The organism is Pseudomonas sp. BN411 (assembly GCF_029871235.1).
Classification (GTDB): domain Bacteria; phylum Pseudomonadota; class Gammaproteobacteria; order Pseudomonadales; family Pseudomonadaceae; genus Metapseudomonas.
Genome location: NZ_SSOM01000075.1, coordinates 1 through 19,600, shown reverse-complemented (window position 1 = coordinate 19,600; position 19,600 = coordinate 1). Strand labels below are relative to the sequence as shown.

Here is a 19,600-nt window from a genome sequence, read left to right as displayed (position 1 = left end):
AACCAAACCCCGGTACAAACCCTGTAGGGGCGATTTCAATCGCCAAGCGGACCGCAGGTTCGCCCTGTGAGCCTTGAGGGGGCGGCTGCGCCACCCTTAGCGAATGAATTCGCCCCCACAAGGAAAAACCAAACCCCGGCACAAACCCTGTAGGGGCGATTTCAATCGCCAAGCGGACCGAAGGTTCGCGCTGTGAGCCTCAGGGGGCGGCTGCGCCACCCTTGGCGAATGAATTCGCCCCTACAACAAGGCACTGAGTTCGCCACAACCTCTATCTGGAGACAATCCGCCATCATCCAGTCTTCGGGGAAAAGCGCTTAGAATCCCGCGCTTTGCCGTGGTTACAGGGATCGATCCAATGCTGTCTGCCATGAAACGCGCGCTTGCGCGTTACTTCCCGCGAACCACCGAGTACCTGCGCGCCGAGCGTGAAGCCGCTGACCAACTGCGCAAGCCCACACCGCGGGCGAAGAAGCCTGCCAATGGCGGCAAGGCCAAGGCCGCCGGCACCAAGAAAGCCGCCGCTGGCGATGGCCCCACCAAACCGGAAAAGCCTGCCGACGAAGGCATCTACGCTGGCGCCCGGATGAAGGCGACCGACGCCCAGCTGCAGGCCATGCGCGAACGGGTGGCCCAGGCCGTGGCCGCTGGCGTGGTCAGCCCGCCCTCGGACGAGCAGTGGGCGATGATCCTCGGCCGCGCCCCGCTCACCCGCATCTTCGCCGGCGCCGGTTCCGGCAAGTCCACCACCCTGGTGCTGCGGGTGGTGTTCATGCTTTGCCACATGGGCGTGGCGCCGGAGCGGCTCACGGTCATTTCCTTTACCAATGCCTCCTGCGCCCAGCTGCGCGAGCAACTGCTGAAGGTCCTGGCCTTCTGGCAATTCCCCTTCGACACAGCCCAGGCGCGCCAGTGCGTGCGCACCTTCCATTCGGCCATGGGCACCCTGGCCAAGGAGCTGCTGGGCAACCCGCGCTGGTTCGAACAACTGGACGACGCCGGCGCCGGCGAGTTGGACAACCCGCTGCTGGCCGGCCGCCTGCGCCCGGCCCAGCAACGACTGCTGCAACAGGCCTACCAGGATTGCTACGCAGCGGACGCGGGGTTCCGCGAGCGTGTCCACGATCTGCTGGGCCTGCCGCCCCTGCCCGCCCCGGTCGAAGGCCAGCCGGCGCGAATTCCGAAGGCGCCCATGGACAGCTTCAAGCTGGCCGGCGAGTTCACCCCGCTGCCACTGTTCGAGGCCTTCTACGTGCAGGCCGGTTTCATGGAAAGCATCGGCATCCGCGTCGACCGGCTGAAGCCCCGTGCCCTGGCCTGTTCGGCGCGGGAACGCACCTTTGTCGAGGCCCTGGCGCAGTTCTGGAAGCACTTCGAGGCGCTGTTGCAACAGCAGGGGCTGATGACCTTCAATGCTGCCTTTCAACGCCTGGGCGAAATGCTGACCAAGGGTAACGGCCTGCCCAGCGCGGCCCTGGCGCCCTTCTGTCATCTGTTGATCGACGAGTTCCAGGACGTCTCGCCGCAGATCGTCCAGTGGCTTCAGGCCCTGCATCGCGGCCTGGCACGCCAGGGCGAGGCGGTGAGCCTGATGGCCATCGGCGACGACTGGCAGTCCATCTACGGTTGGCGCGGCAGCTCGCCGGAGCTGTTCATGGACTTCGACCGGCACTTCCCCAGCAAGGGCAAGACGAAGAAAAGCACTGTGCTGACCCTGGAAACCAACTACCGCTCCATCGAGCCCATCCTGCGGGACGGCGAGGCGGTGCTGGCGGGTGTGGCCTTCAAGCAGACCAAAGCCAGCAAGGCGTTCAAAGCCGTGCAGCCCGGCGACCACGGGGTGAAGCTGGTTTCGCGCTTCGACCTCAAGACCCGCCTGCCGGAGCTGGTGCAGGAAATCCAGGCCCAGTGCGCCCATGTGGCCAGCCGTGCGAATGCCGACCGCAATCCGGTGCTGCTGCTCTCCCGGCGCAACGAGCCGCTCCGGCAGATCCAGGGCCAACTCGATTCGGCGCTGCCGGTGCGGGCCTACAGCATTCACCGCGCCAAGGGCTTGCAGGCGGAGGTGGCGATCATCGTCGACGACTGCGCGCCGCCGGAGAAACATCCGCTGCGTAATGCGCTCTATGCCCACTCCGGTTTCTTCCGCAACAGCTACGACCAGGCCATGCAGGACGAAAGCCTGCGCCTGGCCTACGTGGCCATTACGCGGGGCGTGAGCCGGGTGATCTGGTATTCGAACAAGGTGCAAGGAGCGGTCGAGGTGCTGTCGCGGCGCGGCCATCGCGAGTGATTCGCCGGGGCGGCGCACCCTACGTGACCGGCAATCGGCTCTTTTCGTCGGCCAGTTCAGCCGATGTCATGAAATGAAAAACCGCTGTCGCCGGATGCAAGGTGCCCGGGTTTCCTTGGGCCCTAGAGTTTCTGCCATTCACCGCAGGCAGGGCCAAGGGCCCGGAAACTCGAGAGTCGCAATGAGCAAATCCACTCAAACGTCCCAGAACACAACAACAACCAAGCGACGTCCGGCAGCCGGCAGTACCCGCCGCAGCCGCAAGGATGCCGACCTCCCGGGAGACGCCCAGCAGCACGAGCTGATCGGCACTGCCACCAACCAGACCCTGGCCGGCAATCCGCTGGTCAGCGTGCGCGCCGCCGACCTGGCCAGCTCCGCCGGCTACCTGCTCAAGGCCGTGGGCAAATCACCGCTCAAGGCCGGCTATCACCTCGGCGGGTACCTGAAGGAGATGGGCGCCATCGTCAGGGGCAAGTCCAGCATCGCGCCGGACCCCAAGGACAAGCGCTTCGCCGATCCGGCGTGGCAATCCAACTTCCTCCTGCGTGGCCTGCTGCAGAGCTACCTGGCCGGCCAGAGCGAATTCAACCGTTTCATCGAATCGGCCGATCTGCCGCCCCTGGAAAAGAGCCGCGCCCAGTTCGTTGCCTCGCTCCTGGCCGATGCGGTGGCACCCAGCAACTCGCCGCTGACCAACCCCACGGCCCTGCGCAAGCTGGTGGATACCGGCGGCATGAGCCTGGCTCGCGGCGTTCGCCAGTTCACCCATGACATGCTGAACAATCGCGGCCTGCCGGCGCAGGTCGACAGCACGCCGTTCAAGGTCGGGGAGAACATCGCCACGGCCAAGGGCGAGGTGGTGTACCGCAACAAGATGTTCGAGTTGCTGCAGTTCGCGCCGACCACGCCGAACATGTTTGCGCGCCCGCTGGTGATGTCGCCGCCGCAGATCAACAAGTACTACGCCATCGACCTCTCGCCGGAAAAGAGCCTGATCAAGTGGGTGCAGGACAGCGGCGTGAACCTGTTCGTCATCAGCTGGCGCAACCCCACGGCCAAGCACCGCGAATGGTCGCTGTCCGACTACGCCCTGTGCCTTGACCAGGCCGTGGATGTGGCACGCCAGATCACCGGCAGCCCGGACGTGAACATGTGGGGCTCCTGCTCCGGCGGCATCACCCTGGCGGCCTACCTGGGCTGGCTGGCGGCGCGCGGCGAAGGTCACAAGGTGGCCAACACCTGCTGGGCCGTGTGCGTGCTCGACATGCCCTCGGCGCTGGGCGACACCACCCTCGGCCTCTTCACCACACCCTCTGCCCTGCGCGCCGCCAAGGCCAGCTCGCGGCACAAGGGAGTACTGAGCGGCCAGGACATGGCGCGGATGTTCGCCTGGATGCGGCCCAACGACCTCATCTGGAACTACTGGGTGAACAACTACCTGCTGGGCAACAAGCCGCCGGCGTTCGACATCCTGGCCTGGAACAACGACACCACGCGTCTCCCGGCCCAGTTGCACGCGGACTACCTCGACCTGGTGCAGCAGAACCCCTACAGCAATCCGGGCACCCTTTCGATTGCCGGCGAATCCATCGACATGACGCAGGTTCAGGTCGGCGCCTATGTGATCGGCGGCACCACCGACCACATCACGCCCTGGCAAGGCTGCTACGGCACGGCTCGCCTGTTCGGCGAAGACGCCACCTTCGTGCTGTCCAACGCCGGTCACCTGCAGAGCCTGGTCAACCCGCCCGGCAATCCCAAGTCGTATTTCTATTCGGCGCCGGCCAATGCCGACGATCCGGAAACCTGGCTGCAGAACGCCGGGGAACGCCACGAAGGCAGCTGGTGGCCCCATTGGCGCGAGTGGATTCAGCAGCGGTCGGGCGAAAGCCAGACGGCACCGAAGAAACTGGGCTCGCGCAAGTACCCGCCGCTCTGCCCCGCCCCCGGCCTCTACGTGCTGGAACGCTGAGGGCACAAGGCGGAACAACGCCAGGGCGGATTCAGCCCTGGCGTTGACGCAGCTGGATGAACAAGGCTTCGACCTTTTCCCGCGCCCAGGGCGTCTTGCGCAAGAAGGTCAGGCTGGACTTGATGCTCGGGTCGCTCTTGAAGCAACGAATGTCGATGCGCTTGGCCAGGCCGTCCCATCCGTAGTGCTCCACCAGTTCGTTGAGCAGCTTTTCCAGCGTGACCCCATGCAACGGATTGTTCGGGGTTTGGGTCATGGCGGGCCTCGTTCAGTTTGCGAAATCGGTGGAGCTTAGGGCCACGCATCGCAGAAGGCCACTCCCGCCACTGCGCCGATCCAGGACAAGGCCTGCCGGTGAACCCGGTCCGTCCATTCATCGCCAACAGCCATGCAATTCCGCCGTGCATGTACGCTCAACAAAGTCCCGGAGAGGACAAAGCTTGGTCACCACGGATCACCGCCTCCGTCTCAGGCACCTTCTCCGTGCCCAAGTCCGTGGTGACCTTTCTTCCCCTTAGGTCACTCCTGATGGTCGCGAGGCCGCCTCAAGGGAAACGCGGCGTCAACCGGCTGGCTTCAGGCACCGGGAAGGGGAAGCCGAGCACTGGGTACTTACCGCGAACGCGATTCTGCGCCTGGCAGTTCTTGACGCAGTTCGTCGGCGGCGGGGCAACCTCGACCGAGTCCTCGCCCAACACGCCCCCCATGCGACCACCACTGGACACACGCCACACGGATACGCCGCCGAACTGGCTGATGCGGGTGGCAACCTGCGGGCTGTCCCGTCCGACCAGCTTGGGCGACAGGTCGTTGGCGAAATTGATCCGGGGCGTCACCGGCACCGGGTAGCACTGCGGGGTGAAATTGGGCGGCGTGCAAAGCGGCAGCGGGGGCGGATTTCGGAAATTGGGGTTATCGAAGTAGAACACCCCCTCCGCCAGTACATGGGTGAAGTCGGTCGGGAGGCCATCCGCACGCGACGGCTCCATCTGGAAGATGCCGCCCTGGGCACAGTCCTTGGCCTGGATCTTCATGCTGACGCCGGAGCCACTCCGTTGCAGCAGCACATCGTTGCCCTCCACCTCCACCGTCAGATTGCCACTCAACGCCACGCCGCCGAGATTTGGCGTTTTGCTGGCGAACAAGGTGGTCGGTACGCCACCGGTCATGTCCAGCGGATTCGGTGCGCCGGTCAGGGTGTAGTTGCGAACGCCGAGCGTGGCCGCATCGACTTCGAATGTCACGAACTTGCCCTGGACCAGGAAGCTGGCGCCCACCGAACTGGCGGGCACCACGGTGTCCGTGGGGCTGGAAAACGTCCCGCCGGGAAGCACAACGGAGAATCCGCCGCCCTCGCAGCCGGCATCCTTGGCGGCCTGGGCCTGCTGGCCGATGAGGCCGAGCGAAAGCGCCAGGAAAGCGGTCAGCGGAACGCGTAGTGGAAAGGCCTTCGTGGGGCTGAAGGGAGTCGCAGCGTCAGATGGATCAGTTCGGGAGTTCATTTCGTCACCTCTTGTCGGATGAGTCTTTGATTTCCTCACCGCTCACAGGAGCGGCCGGCCAACCAGCGCGGGCATCTGACTTCAGCTTGAAATGCAACAGCGGTGTATCCGCACGATCCTTCTGGACCAGTCAGCTTCATCAGTGGGAAATTTTCCCACGTCGAGTAACCCTAGTCCCCGAGAGCGGAGAGTCAACGACCGAATATCGGAACTGGAAGCGTTTCGTAAATGGCTTCCGGCATTTGAGCGCTCCCTATCGTGGATCGGGTCGAGCCCTCAAATCCTGCGTCTGCTCCAGCAGCCAATTGCGCAGTATCTGCATTTCCGGCGAAGCGGCCAGCTCGCGGCGGCAGACGAAATAGTGCTTCCGGTCGTCGGCAAAGCAGGTTTCGGCAAGTGGCCTGACCAGCTTGCCCGCGTCCAGTTGCGGTTGAACCAGGTGACGCCAGGCCAGGCCAACGCCCACCTCCTCCTGGACCGCGTCCAGCAGCATGGAAAAGTGGCTGAAATCCATCGTTTCCTTGCATTTCGCGGCATCGAGGCCGAATTGTTTCAGCCAGAACGACCAGTCGACGGGTGCCCAGAGCCTGGCTTTCCAGTGGCTTGCACTGAGGTTCAGCAGCGTGACGCTCATCAGCCCTTCCAGGGTCGTGATCTGGGGGTTCTGCTGGAGAAAGCCGGGTGTGCACACCGGGAATATCTCCTCGGAGAACAGGTACTCGGCCACATACTGCGGATGCTCCTCCAGCCCCAGGGTCACCGCAGCGTTGAAGCGTTCCTGGTAGTCGGGATTGGTATCGGAGCTGATCAGGTGCAACTGCAGTTCGGGGTGCTGGGTGCGCAGTTGCTTCAGCCTCGGCATCAGCCATAGCTGGGCGAAAGCAGTAGTGGTGATCAGGGCCAGGTAATCCAGGCTATTGCGCCGCAGCAGTTCGCGGGATGCCGTGGCGATGTGATGCAGGGCGGACGACGTGGCCAGGTACAACGCGTGCCCGTCACTGGTGAGCTGGACCTTGCGGTTGCCGCGCTGGAACAGCTTCAGGCCATAGAAGTCCTCCAGCACCTGGATCTGGCGGCTGATCGCCGCCTGGGTCACGCAGAGTTCTTCCGCCGCCCTCTTGAAACTGCCATGGCGGGCGGCCGCTTCGAAGGTACGCAGCGCATTCAAGGGCGGGAGTAGCTGCCTGAGATTGCTCATCGGGCACACCTGGTTGGCCGGAGACTCGAACAGTTAACCAAAGCGCAACCGGGAATGACAGATACCGGCAGTACCACCGCGTTAACAACCGGAACAAGCCGGAAATCCACTTAACAAAAAGCTAAGTGAATACCCCGCAAAACTCGTTTGTCAGCGGTTCGTGGGCTGTCGATCATCGGCCTCAGGTAACCCACCCTGAGGTAGCAAAGCCATGAGGTTCGAAAACAAGGTTGTCGTAATCACCGGAGGCGCCGGTGGCGTCGGTCAGGCCCTGGTCCGGCTGTTCGCCGCGGAAGGTGCGCGCGTGATGATCTCGGACATCAACGCCGACGGCTGTCAGGCCATGGTCGACCAGGCCCGCGAACTGGGCGCCGAGGCGGACTGCCTGGCAGGCAATCTGCGGGAGAAGGAATATTGCGAAGCGGTCATCGCGCGCACGGTGGAGCGCTTCGGCGGCGTCGACATCCTGCTCAACAACGCCGGCATCATTCCGCGCGGCACCATAGAGGAAACCACTGACGACATGTGGTTCACGGCGATGGACGTCAACCTCAATGCGGTGTTCTTCCTCTGCCGCGCGGCCATCCCCCACATGAAGAAGCGTGGCGGCGGCGCCATCGTCAACACCTCCTCGGTCTGGGGCACCTACCCGGGACCGGGCCATGTCGCCTATTGCACCAGCAAGGGCGCGGTCGCGGCACTGTCGAAGAACCTGGGCCGGGACTGCGCTCCGCTGGGCATCCGCGTCAACGCCGTGTGCCCGCACGAAATCAACACGCCGATGATTCGTAGCGGCTTCGAGCGCCGGGGCCTGGACCCGGACAAGGCAATCGAGGAACTGAACAAAACCGTGCCGCTGGGCCGCATCGCCGAGCCGGAGGATATCGCCGATGTGATCGCCTTCCTGGCTTCCGACCAGGCGCGCTACATCGCCGGCGAGACGGTGGAAGTCACCGGCGCCAAACCGGTTTCGGGCTGAGGAGAACAGGTCATGCTGAATAACAAGGTGGCCGTCGTTACCGGCGGCGGTCGCGGAATCGGTCGCGGGATTACCGAAAAACTCCTGGAAGCCGGCGCGCGGGTTCTGGTCGCCCAGCGCCAGCCGCTGGATGAAGGCCTGACGGCCAATCCGCAAGTGGCCTGGGTCGAAGCGGACCTGGCCGAGCGCAACGCGCCCTATGCCATTGCGCGGGCGGCTGAGGAATGCTTGGGCGGCGTCGACATCCTGGTCAATAACGCCGGTTTCATGTTCGAGCGCTCGCTCGACGAGATGAACGAAGACGACTGGGACCGGATGATGGCCGTCAACCTGCGCGCCCCGGTTTTCCTGGCCAAGGCGCTACTGCCGCAGTTGCGCGTGCGGGGCGGCAGCATCGTCAACATCGGTTCGATCGAAGGCATAGGCGCCAACCCTTGGCACACCGCCTATTGCGGCTCCAAGGCCGGCGTACACGGTTTCACCCGTGCGATGGCCGTCGACCTGGGGCGCGACGGTATCCGTTGCAACGCTATCGCTCCCGGGTGGATCAACTCCGACCTGAGCCACGCCTACATCGACACCCAGCCCGATCCGGCGCAGGCACGTGCCGGCCTGCTCAAGCTGCATCCCGTTGGGCGTACCGGTGAACCGCAGGACATTGGCAACGTCGTGGTCTTTCTGGCGAGCGATGCCGCGGCCTTCATCACCGGCCAGGTGATCGTCGTCGACGGCGGCCGGACCGCCAAGCTGCCGTTGCCGTTCTGAGATCCGGCGCCTGGCTGAGCGAAAGCGTTCAGCCGTGAGAAACGGGTAACGGGTGGGCGCTCAGGTCGCCCGCCCTTCCCCGCCGCTTACTTGAACAGTTCGGCGTTGGCAGCCAGGACTTCGTCCGCGCACTGCGCATCGAGGTGGCCGCCCGGAGCGCCGGCCACACCGATGGCACCGATCACGGCATCGCCAGCCTTCACCGGCACACCACCGCCCAGCAGCAGGAAGCCGGGAATGTCGGTCAGGTTGGCGGCGACCTGGTTCTTCTGGGCGTTTTCCATGATGGCCAGGGTCGGGGTCTTGGCGGAGGCGGAGGTGAAGGCCTTGGCCTGGCTGGCTTCGATGGTGTGCGGGCCGGCGTTGTCGGCGCGGGCGAAGGCCTTCAGCAGGCCGGCGCGGTCCACCACCGCAGCGCTCACGTTGTAACCCTTGGCCTGGCAGGCGGCGACGGTGGCGGCGGCCAGCTTCTGGGCGTCGGCAGTCGAGATATTGCTTTCTTTCAGCACGGCGGCATTGGCGGCGCCCGCGAAGGTCAGGGAGCAGAGCAGCGCGGCAAGCGAATAACGAGACATGGTTACGTCCTTTTCGGGGATCGATTTCAGGAGTAGCCAGTGTGGCGAGCGCGCGCCGGGGACGGTATTCGCCCGATTACGCTGCAGCCTCCGTAGCGCTACGGAGACGGTGAGTCCAGTAGGGTCGCGTACTGGCGGATGAGCTGCGCCAGGGAGTCGGCCTCGAGCTTGGCGAAGACGTTGGCCCGATAGGTTTCCACGGTGCGCGGCGACAGGTCGAATTCGCGCGCGATTTCCTTGTTGCTCATGCCCTTGACGATGCGCACCAGCACGTCGTGCTCGCGCCCGGACAGGCGCGCCAGCCGCTCGACAGCCGCCTGGGTCACCGCCTGGCGCTCGCGGCTGGCGACGTGGCTGCGCACGGCGGCCTGCACCGCATCCAGGAACACATCGTCATCCACCGGCTTCTGCAGGAATTCCATGGCGCCGCCCTTGAAGGCACGGCGGCACAGGTCGACGTTGCCGTGACCGGTCAGCATCACCACCGGCAGATCGGACACCTCCGCCAGCCGCGCCAGCACGTCCAGCCCGCCGATACCCGGCATGCGGATGTCCAGCACCACGCAACCGATGGACTGCGGCGACAGCGAAGCGAGGAACGCCTGGGGATCGCCATGCCCCTCGCTGCGCAGGCCGACGCTACGCAGCAACAGCGCCAGCCCCTCGCGAACGGCATCGTCGTCGTCCACCAGGTACACGAGCGGGGAATGTGCGGGCAGGCTCATGCATCGGCTCCGGCAAGGGGCAGCCGCAAGGTGAAGCAGGCGCCCCGGGGTTCGAGGTTGCGGACGGTCATACGGCCGTCCATGGCGCCGGCCAGCGTCTCGCACAGCGCCAGGCCCAGCCCCATGCCTTGGGGCCGCGTGGTGTAGAACGGCTCGAACAGTCGCGGCAGGGCTTCGGCATCGATGCCGGGGCCGTCATCACTGACGCCGAACACGTATTCGCTGCCTTCGACTGCACCATTCAGGACGATGCTCCGGGTGCCCGGTGCGTCGGCGGCGTTCTGCACCAGGTTGTGCAGGATCTGTTCGAGGGCCACCCGGTCACCCAGCGGGCGGGCGCCGGGACTTGCGTTGCGCCAGGCCAGTCGGATGCCGCGTCGGGCCAGTTCGTCTTCGCGCAGGAACAGCAGCGAAGCCGCCAGCGCGTCGGGGTCCACCGCCCTGCGCGGCGCAGGCGAACTGGGTTTCACCAGTTCGCGCATACGACTGATGATGTCGGCCGCACGGCGGGCCTGGCCGGCGCTGGCAAGCAGGGCCTGACGTACCGTCGGGCGCTCTTCCTCGTCATCCAGCAGGCGTTCGGCGGCGCGCACCTGGGCGAGGATGGCGGTCAGCGGCTGGTTCAATTCATGGGCGATACCCGCAGCCATTTCACCCAGGGTGCTGAGGCGCGTCATCGCCGCGAGGCGGACCGCCTCCTGCTGCCGCCTGGCCTCAGCGCGCGAGCGCTGCCAGGCAGTGGTGCCGGCCGCCAGCAGGCAACTGGCGGCGGCCCAGGCCAGCCACTCGACCCAGGGCCAGTCGGCGGGCGTCAGCGTGCGCCAACTGTGCACGGGAAAGGGTTGGCTGACGGCACCCAGTGGTTTGTGCAGGTCGATCTTCAAGCCCGGTGAGCTGTCGGTCTGGCGCGCCAGCAGCGTGAGCGGCCCCGCCCCCACGTCCAGCGTCAGCATGGCCAGCGAGGGCGGGAAGTCAGCGGCGGGAATGAGGTGCCGGGCGTCCAGCAACAGGCTCCAGCCCGATGGGGCCACCAGCCAGTAGCGGGCCTCGTCCAGCGCCAGCGTGACCGGCCGCCCCAGTTGCTTCGCCTGCTCGACGGCAGCCGCCAGACCCGGCGGAGATTCGGTACTGCCCGCCCAGGCGCCATCGCGCAGGTAACCCAACCCCAGCAACTGCGGCATGGACGGTTGCAGGCTGGGCAGCAGACGTTCGGGAATGGGTGGGTGCGACAGCGCGGCCAGGGTAGCCAGCACTGCTTCGTGCTGCACAGTCTTCTGACTGAGCATGCGCTGGGCGATGCTGGTGTCCTGGAAAAAGCGCTCGTAGCGGTCGGCGTAGTCCTGCCAGCCGATCCAGGCAGCGATGGGACAGAACAGGACCAGCCAGAGAACGAAGGTGCGGGGAATCGTCAGGGGTTTCACGACCGGCATCATGCCCTGCCGCCTCGAAAATCGACCATCCGTACGCCTACGGAGGCAGGACGCGAGCAGCCGAGCGGCGCGTCGATAGCGTGACCCGGTAGTGACATGTCGATTGCTTGCATCCATTCAGCCCGGTTGCGGAAATGCGCCATTGTTTCATGGCCGCAGTGAGCATGGACGCGTCCGGGCGCGATAGCCAACGCAGGCTTCGCTGTGGGGGCTATTTCAATCGCAGGGCTGCGCGGCCCTTGGCGAATGAATTGGCTATGTCTGCGCTAAGTTGCTGGAACGTCCTTCGCCAGGTTGCTTGTCGAGCATTGCGGATGTTTCTGGTTTCGCCTCCCGGCGAGTCTCTTTTGGCAGTCGTCGGAATGCCGCACCACCCAAAAGAAACCAAAAGGGCTTGCCCCTGCATCCGGAACTCGGCGTCCCCGTTTGCCTTCGCCAAACTCCCCTCGCTCCATCGTGGCTCCGGGGCCCGGCGAGAGGGGCCATCCATGGCCCCGCACGCCTCTCGCGGCATCCATGCCGCTCGTCCCCTGCGCAACGATTCCGCTCGGCCTCCTGAAGGGGCGGAGTCCCCGCCCCACCGCTTCTGCCCGGTATCAGGCCCGAATGGGCTTCAGGATTGCATTAGCCTCGCCGGCGCGAGTCACCCCTCTCCACTTCAGGGAGAGGGGCCGGGGGTAAGGGGGAGCAGGCTAGCGCTAAAGCCTGGATAGAGGGCTCTTCTTCGACGCTGCAATAGCCAGTGAATTTGCCCCCACAAGAAGAGCAAAGGGGCGATTGTGAAAGTGGCCTACGCCACGGGAATCCGTGGGTCGGCGGCGGCCAGGGCGGTGGCGCGATCGGCTGCCGGCGGGTAGATCCACAGGGTGTTGATCTGCGTCTTGAGCTCCTTGGCTTCCTGTTTGACCAGTTTGAGCTGGCGGTCCCAGCCTTCAGTGAACACCGCGCCCCAGGCGCCGAGGTCCAGGCAGGTCACGTACTTGGGTTGGCGATACGGCGTCGGGAGAACACCGAGCAGGTCGGCGGCGGCGTTGTTGCCCGCATGCCGGCCGAGGGAAATCGCGTGCTGGCAGGACATCACCGCGAAATTGCCGAGATCGTCGGTGGCGGCATAGGCCACATCGCCGGCGGCGAATACCTTGTCCTGACCGAACACCTTGAGGTGCTCATCGACGTGCAGCCGCCCCTGCGCATCGCGCACGCTGGTCAACTGTTCGGTCAGCGGGCTGGCACGGAAGCCGACGGTCCAGATCACCGTCGCGGCCTCGATGCGTCGGCCATCGGCCAGGGTCACGCCGTTCACGTCCACCGCAGCCACGGTGGCGTTCAGCACCCATTCGATGCCCAGGTGCTGGGACGCTTCGATGATCGACGGGCGAATCCCATCCCCCATGGCGGCGCCAATCTGCGGGCCACGGTCGATGACTATCACCTGGATGTCCTGGTCGTCGCCGAGCACGGCTTTGAGGCGTGCCGGCATCTCCGTTGCGGTTTCGATGCCGGTGAAACCTCCACCGGCCACCACTACCGTATTGCGGGCGGCGCTGCGGGGCCGGTCCTTGAGGGAGCGAACGTGATTCTCCAGGCGTACCGCCGATTCGATCTGGTCAACATCGAAGGCATGGGTGGCCAGGCCTGGCACATTCGGGCGCACGAGCTGGCTGCCGGTTGCCAGCACCAGGCGGGCGTAATGCAGCTCGGCCTGCTGCCCCGCCTCGTCGAGGTAGCCGACGGTCTGCGCCTGCTCGTCGATGCGGTTGGCCGTGCCCATGACGAAGCGAATACCCACCGAGTCGAACAAGTCCTCCAGCGGCGCGAACATCCGGTGCACGTCCGGCTCATAGAAACGCGGACGTATCCGCAGCTCCGGCTGGGGCGCCAGCAGGGTGATGTTCACGTAGTCACAATCGCATTTATCCAGCAGGCGAGCGGCGCTCAAGGCGCTCCAGACTCCACCGAATCCCGCACCGACGATCAGAATGTTTTTCATGGTCTGCTCCGGAGGCAAGGTCAGATAACGACGGATGTTCAGCCGGGCAGATAGTCGGTCTCGTGCCGGGACCGGCATACTCAATTCGACTGATAGCTGGTCTTGTGCGGAATGATGGCGCGGCTTGCGCTGGGAGCTATGGAGCGAGGTTCAGCGGGCCTCATTCTTCACGAGGAGGCTCCCTCTCCAATCCTGCTCAGCGCACAATACGCAGGCGTATTTCCCGTCGTGTTTCCCGCTACAAGGCAGACCCTGGATGAAGACCCCCGGCGGCATGTTGCTGACCGGCATCGAGCTGGACCGTTCCAGCCCTGTGCCGCTCTATCGCCAGCTTTACCTGCAGGTGCGCAAGCAGATTCTCTCCGGTCGGCTTCCCGGCGGTACCCGGCTGCCCTCGACGCGCACCCTGTGCAAGGAACTGGGGTTGTCGCGGATCACGCTGCTCAATGCGTTTGACCAGCTGACCGCCGAGGGCTTCCTGGCATCGCGGACGGGCGCCGGCTCCTATGTCGGCGATGAGTGGGAAGGACGCAATGCGGCCGCCGACAAGCCGCGCAAGCCACCGCGTCTGTCCAGCATGAGCCAGGCGGTGCATTCCCTGCGCAGCGACCATTTCAGTGGCATGTCCTACAGCGCCTGGGCGCCGGACTGCCCGACCTCATTCCTGCCCAGCCACCCGGCCTACGACGCGTTTCCCATGCTGGTATGGAAACGCATGATGAACCGCCACCTCCGCAAGCCCGGCAAGACCGATCTGGGCTACGGAGAACTGAAAGGCCTGCTGCGCCTGCGCGAGGCGATCGTCGAGTATGTGGCCGACGCCCGTGGCATCGAGTGCAGCGTGGACCAGGTAGTGATCACCTCGGGCGCCCAGCAGGCCTTCAACCTGCTCGGCATGCTGCTGCTCAACCCCGGCGACAGTGTGTGGATGGAGGACCCCGGCCATATCGCCGCGCGTATCGCCTTCCAGGCGTTGGGCTGTCAGCTGGTGCCATTGCGAATCGACGACCAGGGCCTGGACGTGATGCAGGGGTTACGCGAATGTCCGGACGCGCGCCTGGCCTTCACCACGCCCTCTCGCCAGCACCCGCTGGGCACCACCATGAGCTACGCGCGGCGCCAGGAGCTGATCGACTGGGCCGGACGCAGCCAGGGCTGGATAATCGAAGACGACTGCGACAGCGAATTCCGCTACGTCGGCCGCCCCCTGCCGGCGCTCTACGCCATGGACCAGTGGGACAAGGTCATCTACGTCGGCACCTTCAGCAAGGTGCTCTACCCTTCGCTGCGCCTGGGCTACGTGATCCTCCCGGAGGATCTGGTGGAGCCGTTCTGCGCCATTCGGGCGGTCATGGACCGCAGCCCCTCCACGCTGCACCAGGCCACCACCGCCGATTTCATGCAGGACGGCCACTTCCTGGGCCACATCCGTCGTATGCGCAACCTCTACCAGGCGCGCCAGGCATGCCTGGTAGAGGCGTTGCAGCGCCACTTGGGCGGCTTCCTGTCTGTCACGCCGGTGGAAGCCGGCCTGCACCTCATGGGCTGGTTGCCCGAGGAGATGGATGACGACGCCCTGGCGCGCGGGCTCGCCGACCATCAGGTCTACACCTATGCACTTCGTGACTACTGCATCCGCCACTACCTGCCACCGGGGCTGCTACTCGGCTTCGCCGCCACACCGGAAACGCAGGCTGAACAGCGTGTGCAGGAGTTCGTCCAGGCCCTGCGCGGCATTGGCGTGCGAGTTTGAGCCCGCGCCGTGCGGGCGGCCAAAGTGGCTATAAGAACTAAACATTAATGGCTATAGGTATAGCGCCATTCCGGAGCGATAAAAGCACTGCCGGCCACCCCGGCGCCGCTATCAGGAATGACAATAATGAACGCTATCCAAGCCCGATTCGCCGCCCTGCTGAGTCATAACGCCGGGGCGGACAGCGCGCCCCCGCTACTCACCCCCGACCTTGCCCGCCGCCTGCTGGAACGCCTGGACAGCATGCGCCTGTTCGCCCACGGCTATCCGCTGCTGACCAACCTCACCCAGGGGCGTGTCACGCCCGAAGACATGCTCGACTTCGCTTACCGGCATGAGCTCGACGGCCTCTCGCTACACCTGCTGGACGGCGAGCACAACAGCCTTTCACGCATGACCGCCGAGCAACTTGCCGCCTTCGCCGAGAAAGCCCGTGCGCTGGAGCTGGACGTGCATGTGGAGATCAGCAGCACCCTGCCCGAGGACGTCGATCAGGCAGTCGCGGTGGCCCGTGCAATCGGCAGCCGCAACATCCGCGTCTACTCCCGCTACGAGGGCCATCTTTCGCGCGTGATGGACCTGATCGAAGACGACCTGCGGCGCCTGGCGCGACTGGCCGATGAGCACGACCTCAATTTCGACTTCGAACAGCACGAGGAACTCAAGAGCGAGGAAATCGCTACCCTGCTCCGCCGGGTTGGCCACCCGCGCCTCAATGCCCTGTTCGACTTCGGCAACATGATCAATGCCTGCGAGCAACCGCTACCGGCACTGGCCCATCTCGCGCCCTACATTCGTCAGGTGCACCTCAAAGGCGTGCGCGTGGTTCCCGAGCAGAATGGCTTTGGCCACTACGGTGTGCTCCAGGGCAGCGCCGATGACCAGTTGCCTGGCGCGCGGATGTTCCTGGAACTGCTGCTGTTGGGCGAAACCGCCCCGCAGGTCGTGGCCTTCATCCTCGAACAGGAAAACCACTACATCGCGCCGGCCTTCCGGCAGACCGGCGAAGACGCCGATCCCTTCATTCCTTACCGCGAAATGAGCGAGACGCCGCTGCCGCCGGGCTACAGCCTCGAACGCATGCTGGCCGACGAGCATCGCTGGGCGAACAACCAGGTGCGGTACGTGCGCGGCCTGCTGGCCGAGCTGCGCCTGCTGGCCGAACTGACGCTGGACGACGCAGAACGCATCTGACCGGCCGCGCAATCGGCCCTTCGACAACTCTGGAAGCTGTGGAGAACAACAATGACAGCACAGAACAAAGCCAAATGGCTCCGTTTCCTGGTCCTCGTCCTCGGTGGCGGGACCATCTACAAACTGGCGAACCTCAAGGACGCCTTCTACATCCCGATGCAGGAACACATGGGGCTGACCCATACCGAAATCGGCACCCTGCTCAGCGCAAACGCCATCATCGCCACTGTGCTGTTCGTGGTAGGCGGCTTCCTCGCTGACCGATTCGAGACCCGCAAGCTGATCCCCCTCGGACTGGTCGGCACCGGTGCTTTGGGCCTGTACCTGGCCAGCTTCCCCGGCTACAGCCAGCTCCTGATCGTCTTCTCCCTGCTGGCCGTGTGCGCCGACTGCATCTTCTGGCCTTCCCTGCTCAAGGCCATCCGCAACCTCGGCGATGACGGTGAACAAGGACGCATGTTCGGCTTCCTGGAAGGTGGCCGTGGCGTGGTGGATACGCTGGTGGCCTTCTCCGCCCTGGGGGTCTTCGTCGCCCTGGGCTCCGGCGCCGCCGGCCTTAAGGCCGCCATCCTGTTCTATTCGGGGATCGATATCGTTGTCGGCCTGCTCACGCTGTTCCTGCTCAGGGATGCCCGCCAGGCGAACGGCAACCGTGAACCCATCGGCCTCGCCGGCCTGATGGAAGCGGTGCGCATGCCAGGCATCTGGCTGGTGAGCCTGAACGTGTTCATGGTCTACATCGTCTACTGCGGCCTGACCTACTTCATCCCCTACCTGAAGGACATGTACGAGCTGCCGGTGGCCCTGGTCGGCGCCTACGGCATCATCAACCAGTACTTCCTCAAGGTCCTGGGTGGCCCGGCTGGCGGCTTCATCGCCGACAAAGGGCTGAAAAGCCCGAGCCGCTACCTGAAGTGGGCCTTCCTCGCGCTGTTGCCGCTGATGGCCGTGATCTTCAGCATCCCCCACGGCGAGAGCTACATCTACGCCGGCATGGCCGCCACGCTGTCCTTTGCCCTGGTGGTATTCACCATGCGCGGTGTGTTCTGGGCGCCGATGAGCGAAGTGGGAATCCCCTCGCGAATCAGCGGCTCGGCTTTCGGCATCGGCTGCCTGATCGGCTACGCGCCCGGCATGTTCGCCTACATCATCTACGGCGCACTGCTCGACCACTATCCGGGCGAACAGGGCTACACCTACGTGTTCTCGCTGATGAGTGTGCTGGCTGTAATCGGTTTCCTGGTTTCCAGCCTGCTGCATCGCTCGGTGAACAAACGTGTCGCCAGCGCCTCTGGTGAATCCCTGGCATAAGCTCTGTGCCATTGGAATGCCGGCCGTATGGCCGGCTTTCCTGATTTGTGCGCCACCTAAAGCCTCCACCCTGCGCAGCAACCGATCGCTGCGTCAGGTGGAGGCTTCTGCATTCAGCCCCGGCTCAATCGCGTCCCACGTCCCCTTGTATTGACCAGCCGCTGGATGCCCGGCGGAATGGCGTTCTTCCGCGCATCCGGCAGCAGCCTGTCGGGGTAGTTCTGGCAGCACAGCGGGCGCAGGAAGCGGTCGATGGCCAGGGGGGCGATGAAAACTGTAGGGTAGCGGTTCGCCGCCTCGGCACCTCACCTGCCTGCCACTGGAAGTGCATTCCGCAGCGAACCCATCTCGGTGGTGACACGCCGGGACACGCTATTGTCGGCGCCGGCACACGACTTCAACTTCACCATGAGGATTACCCCCGATGCCCCATCTCGTCATCGAGTACAGCGCCAACCTCCCCGACTTCGACGCCGCTGCCACGCTCGCTGCCTGCAATGGCTTCCTCGCCGGCACCGGCCATTTCTCCGAGGCGGACATCAAGAGCCGCGCCATACGCCACGAGCACTTCCTGGTGGGCACCGCGAGCGACGGCCGCGCCTTTGTGCACGCCACGCTGTGGCTCCTCTCAGGCCGTCCGGAGAACGTCAAGCAGGCGCTCTCCCGTGGCGTGCTGGAGGCCATCGAGCAGAACTTCAACAAACCCGATGGCCTCGACGTGCAGCTCAGTGTGCAGATGCAGGACATGGAACGCAGTACCTACGCCAAGGCCTTCCTCTGACCTGTGGCTCAGAGTCCTGAGGCACGCTTCATACAGCCCTGGTAGCGCCCATCCACCCGCTCGGCAAACCACTTGGTGGTGAGCTTGCGGGTGATCTTCGGACTCTTCAGGTCGATGCCCGGCATCACTTCGCGGGGCAGTTTGCGCCGCTCGACTTTCTCGGCCAGGGCGAAGACGCGCTCATAGAGATCGGTCTCCTCAAACTCCAGGCTGTCACCCTTGAGCAGCGTGCGGCGGATGGCCGAGTCGCTGAGGTCCAGTTGTTTCTGCAGGGCGCGCACCGCGAGTTCGGTGGAGCCCGCCTTGCTGGAACCGTGGATCACCAGGTCGCCATCCAGCTCCAGGGGAATGCCCGAAGCCAGGCTCACGGCGTTCTGGAAGGCGGCGTTGCGGCTGGCGTACCAACCAGCGTTGAAATCGGCGAAGCGGTAGAGCGGCTTCGGATAATGAGCCGGGTAGCCCAACAGGTGACCGATGCCGAAGTACATGCCGCCGCGTCGGGTGAAGACCTCCTGGCGAATGGAGCCCTTGACCGGGTACGGGTAATTCTTCGCGCTGGCTTCGGCGAAGGCGATGCTCACTTGCATGGGGCCGCCGGTGTGCACCGGATTGAAGTTGCCGAACAGTTTCCGGCCTAGGGGCACCATGTCGATGAAGTCGTCGAAGATGGCGCTCAATTCCTTCTCCGTGCGTGCGGCGGACAGGCGCTGGTCGTAGGTCTTGCCGTTGGGTGAGTCGATCTTCAGCGCGGAATTCACTACGAAGGCTGGCACATGCAGGCCACCGGCGCGGCGCAGGATTTCCTGCCTGGCGATCTTCGCCAACCCCGGCACGGGCGGGTCCACCTGGTAGGTGGATTCCTGCTCGGTGACTGCCAGCACGGCACAGAGGTTGCTGTCGGTGGGGGCGATGTCCTGGGCGGCGAAGGCAGCCTGGATATCCGCGGCCCAGCCCTGGCGGTCCGGCACCTTGGTGGGCATCAGCTTGACCACCTTGGCCCGCACTTCAGCGGGCCGCGGCACAGGCTCCTGCGGGCGCTGGGTGCCGCATGCGGCGAGGGTCAGAAGCGTAGAGAGGATGATGAAACGGGTAACGAGGTTGCTCATGAAAGGGGCTGCCTTGCGATTCA

The 19,600-nt window shown here is 64.8% G+C and carries 16 protein-coding genes; 8 read left to right on the top strand and 8 right to left on the bottom strand.

Features of this window, described 5'->3' with window-relative positions; genetic code table 11:
• Positions 1–358: 358 nt before the first annotated feature.
• Both E8F06_RS22045 and E8F06_RS22040 read left to right on the top strand, forming a co-directional pair.
• A complete protein-coding gene (locus tag E8F06_RS22045; RefSeq protein ID WP_280371028.1) occupies positions 359–2,293 on the top strand; it encodes a DEAD/DEAH box helicase in 1,935 nt (644 codons plus the stop codon).
• 181 nt (positions 2,294–2,474) lie between these two features.
• Complete coding sequence (locus tag E8F06_RS22040) at positions 2,475–4,268, top strand: alpha/beta fold hydrolase (protein ID WP_280371026.1); 1,794 nt, start codon at positions 2,475–2,477, stop codon at positions 4,266–4,268.
• Positions 4,269–4,299: 31 nt separating this feature from the next.
• On the opposite strand, the gene E8F06_RS22035 is transcribed toward E8F06_RS22040, so the two are convergent.
• From E8F06_RS22035 to E8F06_RS22025, 3 genes are all read right to left on the bottom strand, one after another.
• Complete coding sequence (locus E8F06_RS22035; RefSeq protein WP_151133306.1) at positions 4,300–4,524, bottom strand: VF530 family protein; 225 nt, start codon at positions 4,522–4,524, stop codon at positions 4,300–4,302.
• Positions 4,525–4,813: 289 nt separating this feature from the next.
• Positions 4,814–5,770 carry a hypothetical protein gene (locus E8F06_RS22030; RefSeq protein ID WP_280371024.1) on the bottom strand — a complete coding sequence of 319 codons (957 nt, stop codon included), beginning with the start codon at positions 5,768–5,770 and terminating at the stop codon, positions 4,814–4,816.
• A gap of 253 nt (positions 5,771–6,023) precedes the next feature.
• Positions 6,024–6,968 carry a LysR substrate-binding domain-containing protein gene (locus E8F06_RS22025; protein WP_280371022.1) on the bottom strand — a complete coding sequence of 315 codons (945 nt, stop codon included), beginning with the start codon at positions 6,966–6,968 and terminating at the stop codon, positions 6,024–6,026.
• 211 nt (positions 6,969–7,179) lie between these two features.
• Here E8F06_RS22025 and E8F06_RS22020 point away from each other — a divergent pair, with 211 nt between their 5' ends.
• Both E8F06_RS22020 and E8F06_RS22015 read left to right on the top strand, forming a co-directional pair.
• Positions 7,180–7,947 carry an SDR family NAD(P)-dependent oxidoreductase gene (locus E8F06_RS22020; protein WP_280371020.1) on the top strand — a complete coding sequence of 256 codons (768 nt, stop codon included), beginning with the start codon at positions 7,180–7,182 and terminating at the stop codon, positions 7,945–7,947.
• Positions 7,948–7,959: 12 nt separating this feature from the next.
• Positions 7,960–8,712 carry an SDR family oxidoreductase gene (locus tag E8F06_RS22015; protein WP_280371018.1) on the top strand — a complete coding sequence of 251 codons (753 nt, stop codon included), beginning with the start codon at positions 7,960–7,962 and terminating at the stop codon, positions 8,710–8,712.
• Positions 8,713–8,798: 86 nt separating this feature from the next.
• On the opposite strand, the gene E8F06_RS22010 is transcribed toward E8F06_RS22015, so the two are convergent.
• The 4 genes from E8F06_RS22010 to E8F06_RS21995 all read right to left on the bottom strand — a co-directional run bounded on the left by E8F06_RS22010 (position 8,799) and on the right by E8F06_RS21995 (position 13,432).
• Positions 8,799–9,287: a heme-binding protein gene (locus tag E8F06_RS22010; protein WP_280371016.1), complete on the bottom strand. Its 489-nt coding sequence runs from the start codon at positions 9,285–9,287 to the stop codon at positions 8,799–8,801.
• A gap of 98 nt (positions 9,288–9,385) precedes the next feature.
• Positions 9,386–10,012 (bottom strand): response regulator, encoded by a 627-nt coding sequence (locus E8F06_RS22005; protein ID WP_280371014.1) that lies wholly within the window; start codon positions 10,010–10,012, stop codon positions 9,386–9,388.
• Positions 10,009–11,445, bottom strand: coding sequence for a HAMP domain-containing sensor histidine kinase (locus tag E8F06_RS22000; protein ID WP_280371011.1), 1,437 nt, complete (start codon positions 11,443–11,445; stop codon positions 10,009–10,011). Before E8F06_RS22000 ends, E8F06_RS22005 begins: the two co-directional genes overlap by 4 nt.
• A gap of 787 nt (positions 11,446–12,232) precedes the next feature.
• On the bottom strand, positions 12,233–13,432 hold the full coding sequence (locus tag E8F06_RS21995; RefSeq protein ID WP_280371009.1) for an NAD(P)/FAD-dependent oxidoreductase: 1,200 nt from the start codon (positions 13,430–13,432) through the stop codon (positions 12,233–12,235).
• Between the two features lie 256 nt (positions 13,433–13,688).
• Here E8F06_RS21995 and E8F06_RS21990 point away from each other — a divergent pair, with 256 nt between their 5' ends.
• From E8F06_RS21990 to E8F06_RS21975, 4 genes are all read left to right on the top strand, one after another.
• Positions 13,689–15,185 (top strand): PLP-dependent aminotransferase family protein, encoded by a 1,497-nt coding sequence (locus tag E8F06_RS21990; RefSeq protein WP_280371008.1) that lies wholly within the window; start codon positions 13,689–13,691, stop codon positions 15,183–15,185.
• Positions 15,186–15,308: 123 nt separating this feature from the next.
• Positions 15,309–16,379: a TIM barrel protein gene (locus E8F06_RS21985; RefSeq protein ID WP_280371062.1), complete on the top strand. Its 1,071-nt coding sequence runs from the start codon at positions 15,309–15,311 to the stop codon at positions 16,377–16,379.
• A gap of 51 nt (positions 16,380–16,430) precedes the next feature.
• Positions 16,431–17,690, top strand: a complete 1,260-nt coding sequence (locus E8F06_RS21980) for an MFS transporter (protein WP_280371006.1) — start codon at positions 16,431–16,433, stop codon at positions 17,688–17,690.
• 424 nt (positions 17,691–18,114) lie between these two features.
• Positions 18,115–18,471, top strand: a complete 357-nt coding sequence (locus tag E8F06_RS21975; protein WP_280371004.1) for a 5-carboxymethyl-2-hydroxymuconate Delta-isomerase — start codon at positions 18,115–18,117, stop codon at positions 18,469–18,471.
• Between the two features lie 8 nt (positions 18,472–18,479).
• On the opposite strand, the gene E8F06_RS21970 is transcribed toward E8F06_RS21975, so the two are convergent.
• Complete coding sequence (locus E8F06_RS21970) at positions 18,480–19,577, bottom strand: DUF1615 domain-containing protein (protein ID WP_280371060.1); 1,098 nt, start codon at positions 19,575–19,577, stop codon at positions 18,480–18,482.
• Positions 19,578–19,600 lie beyond the last annotated feature (23 nt).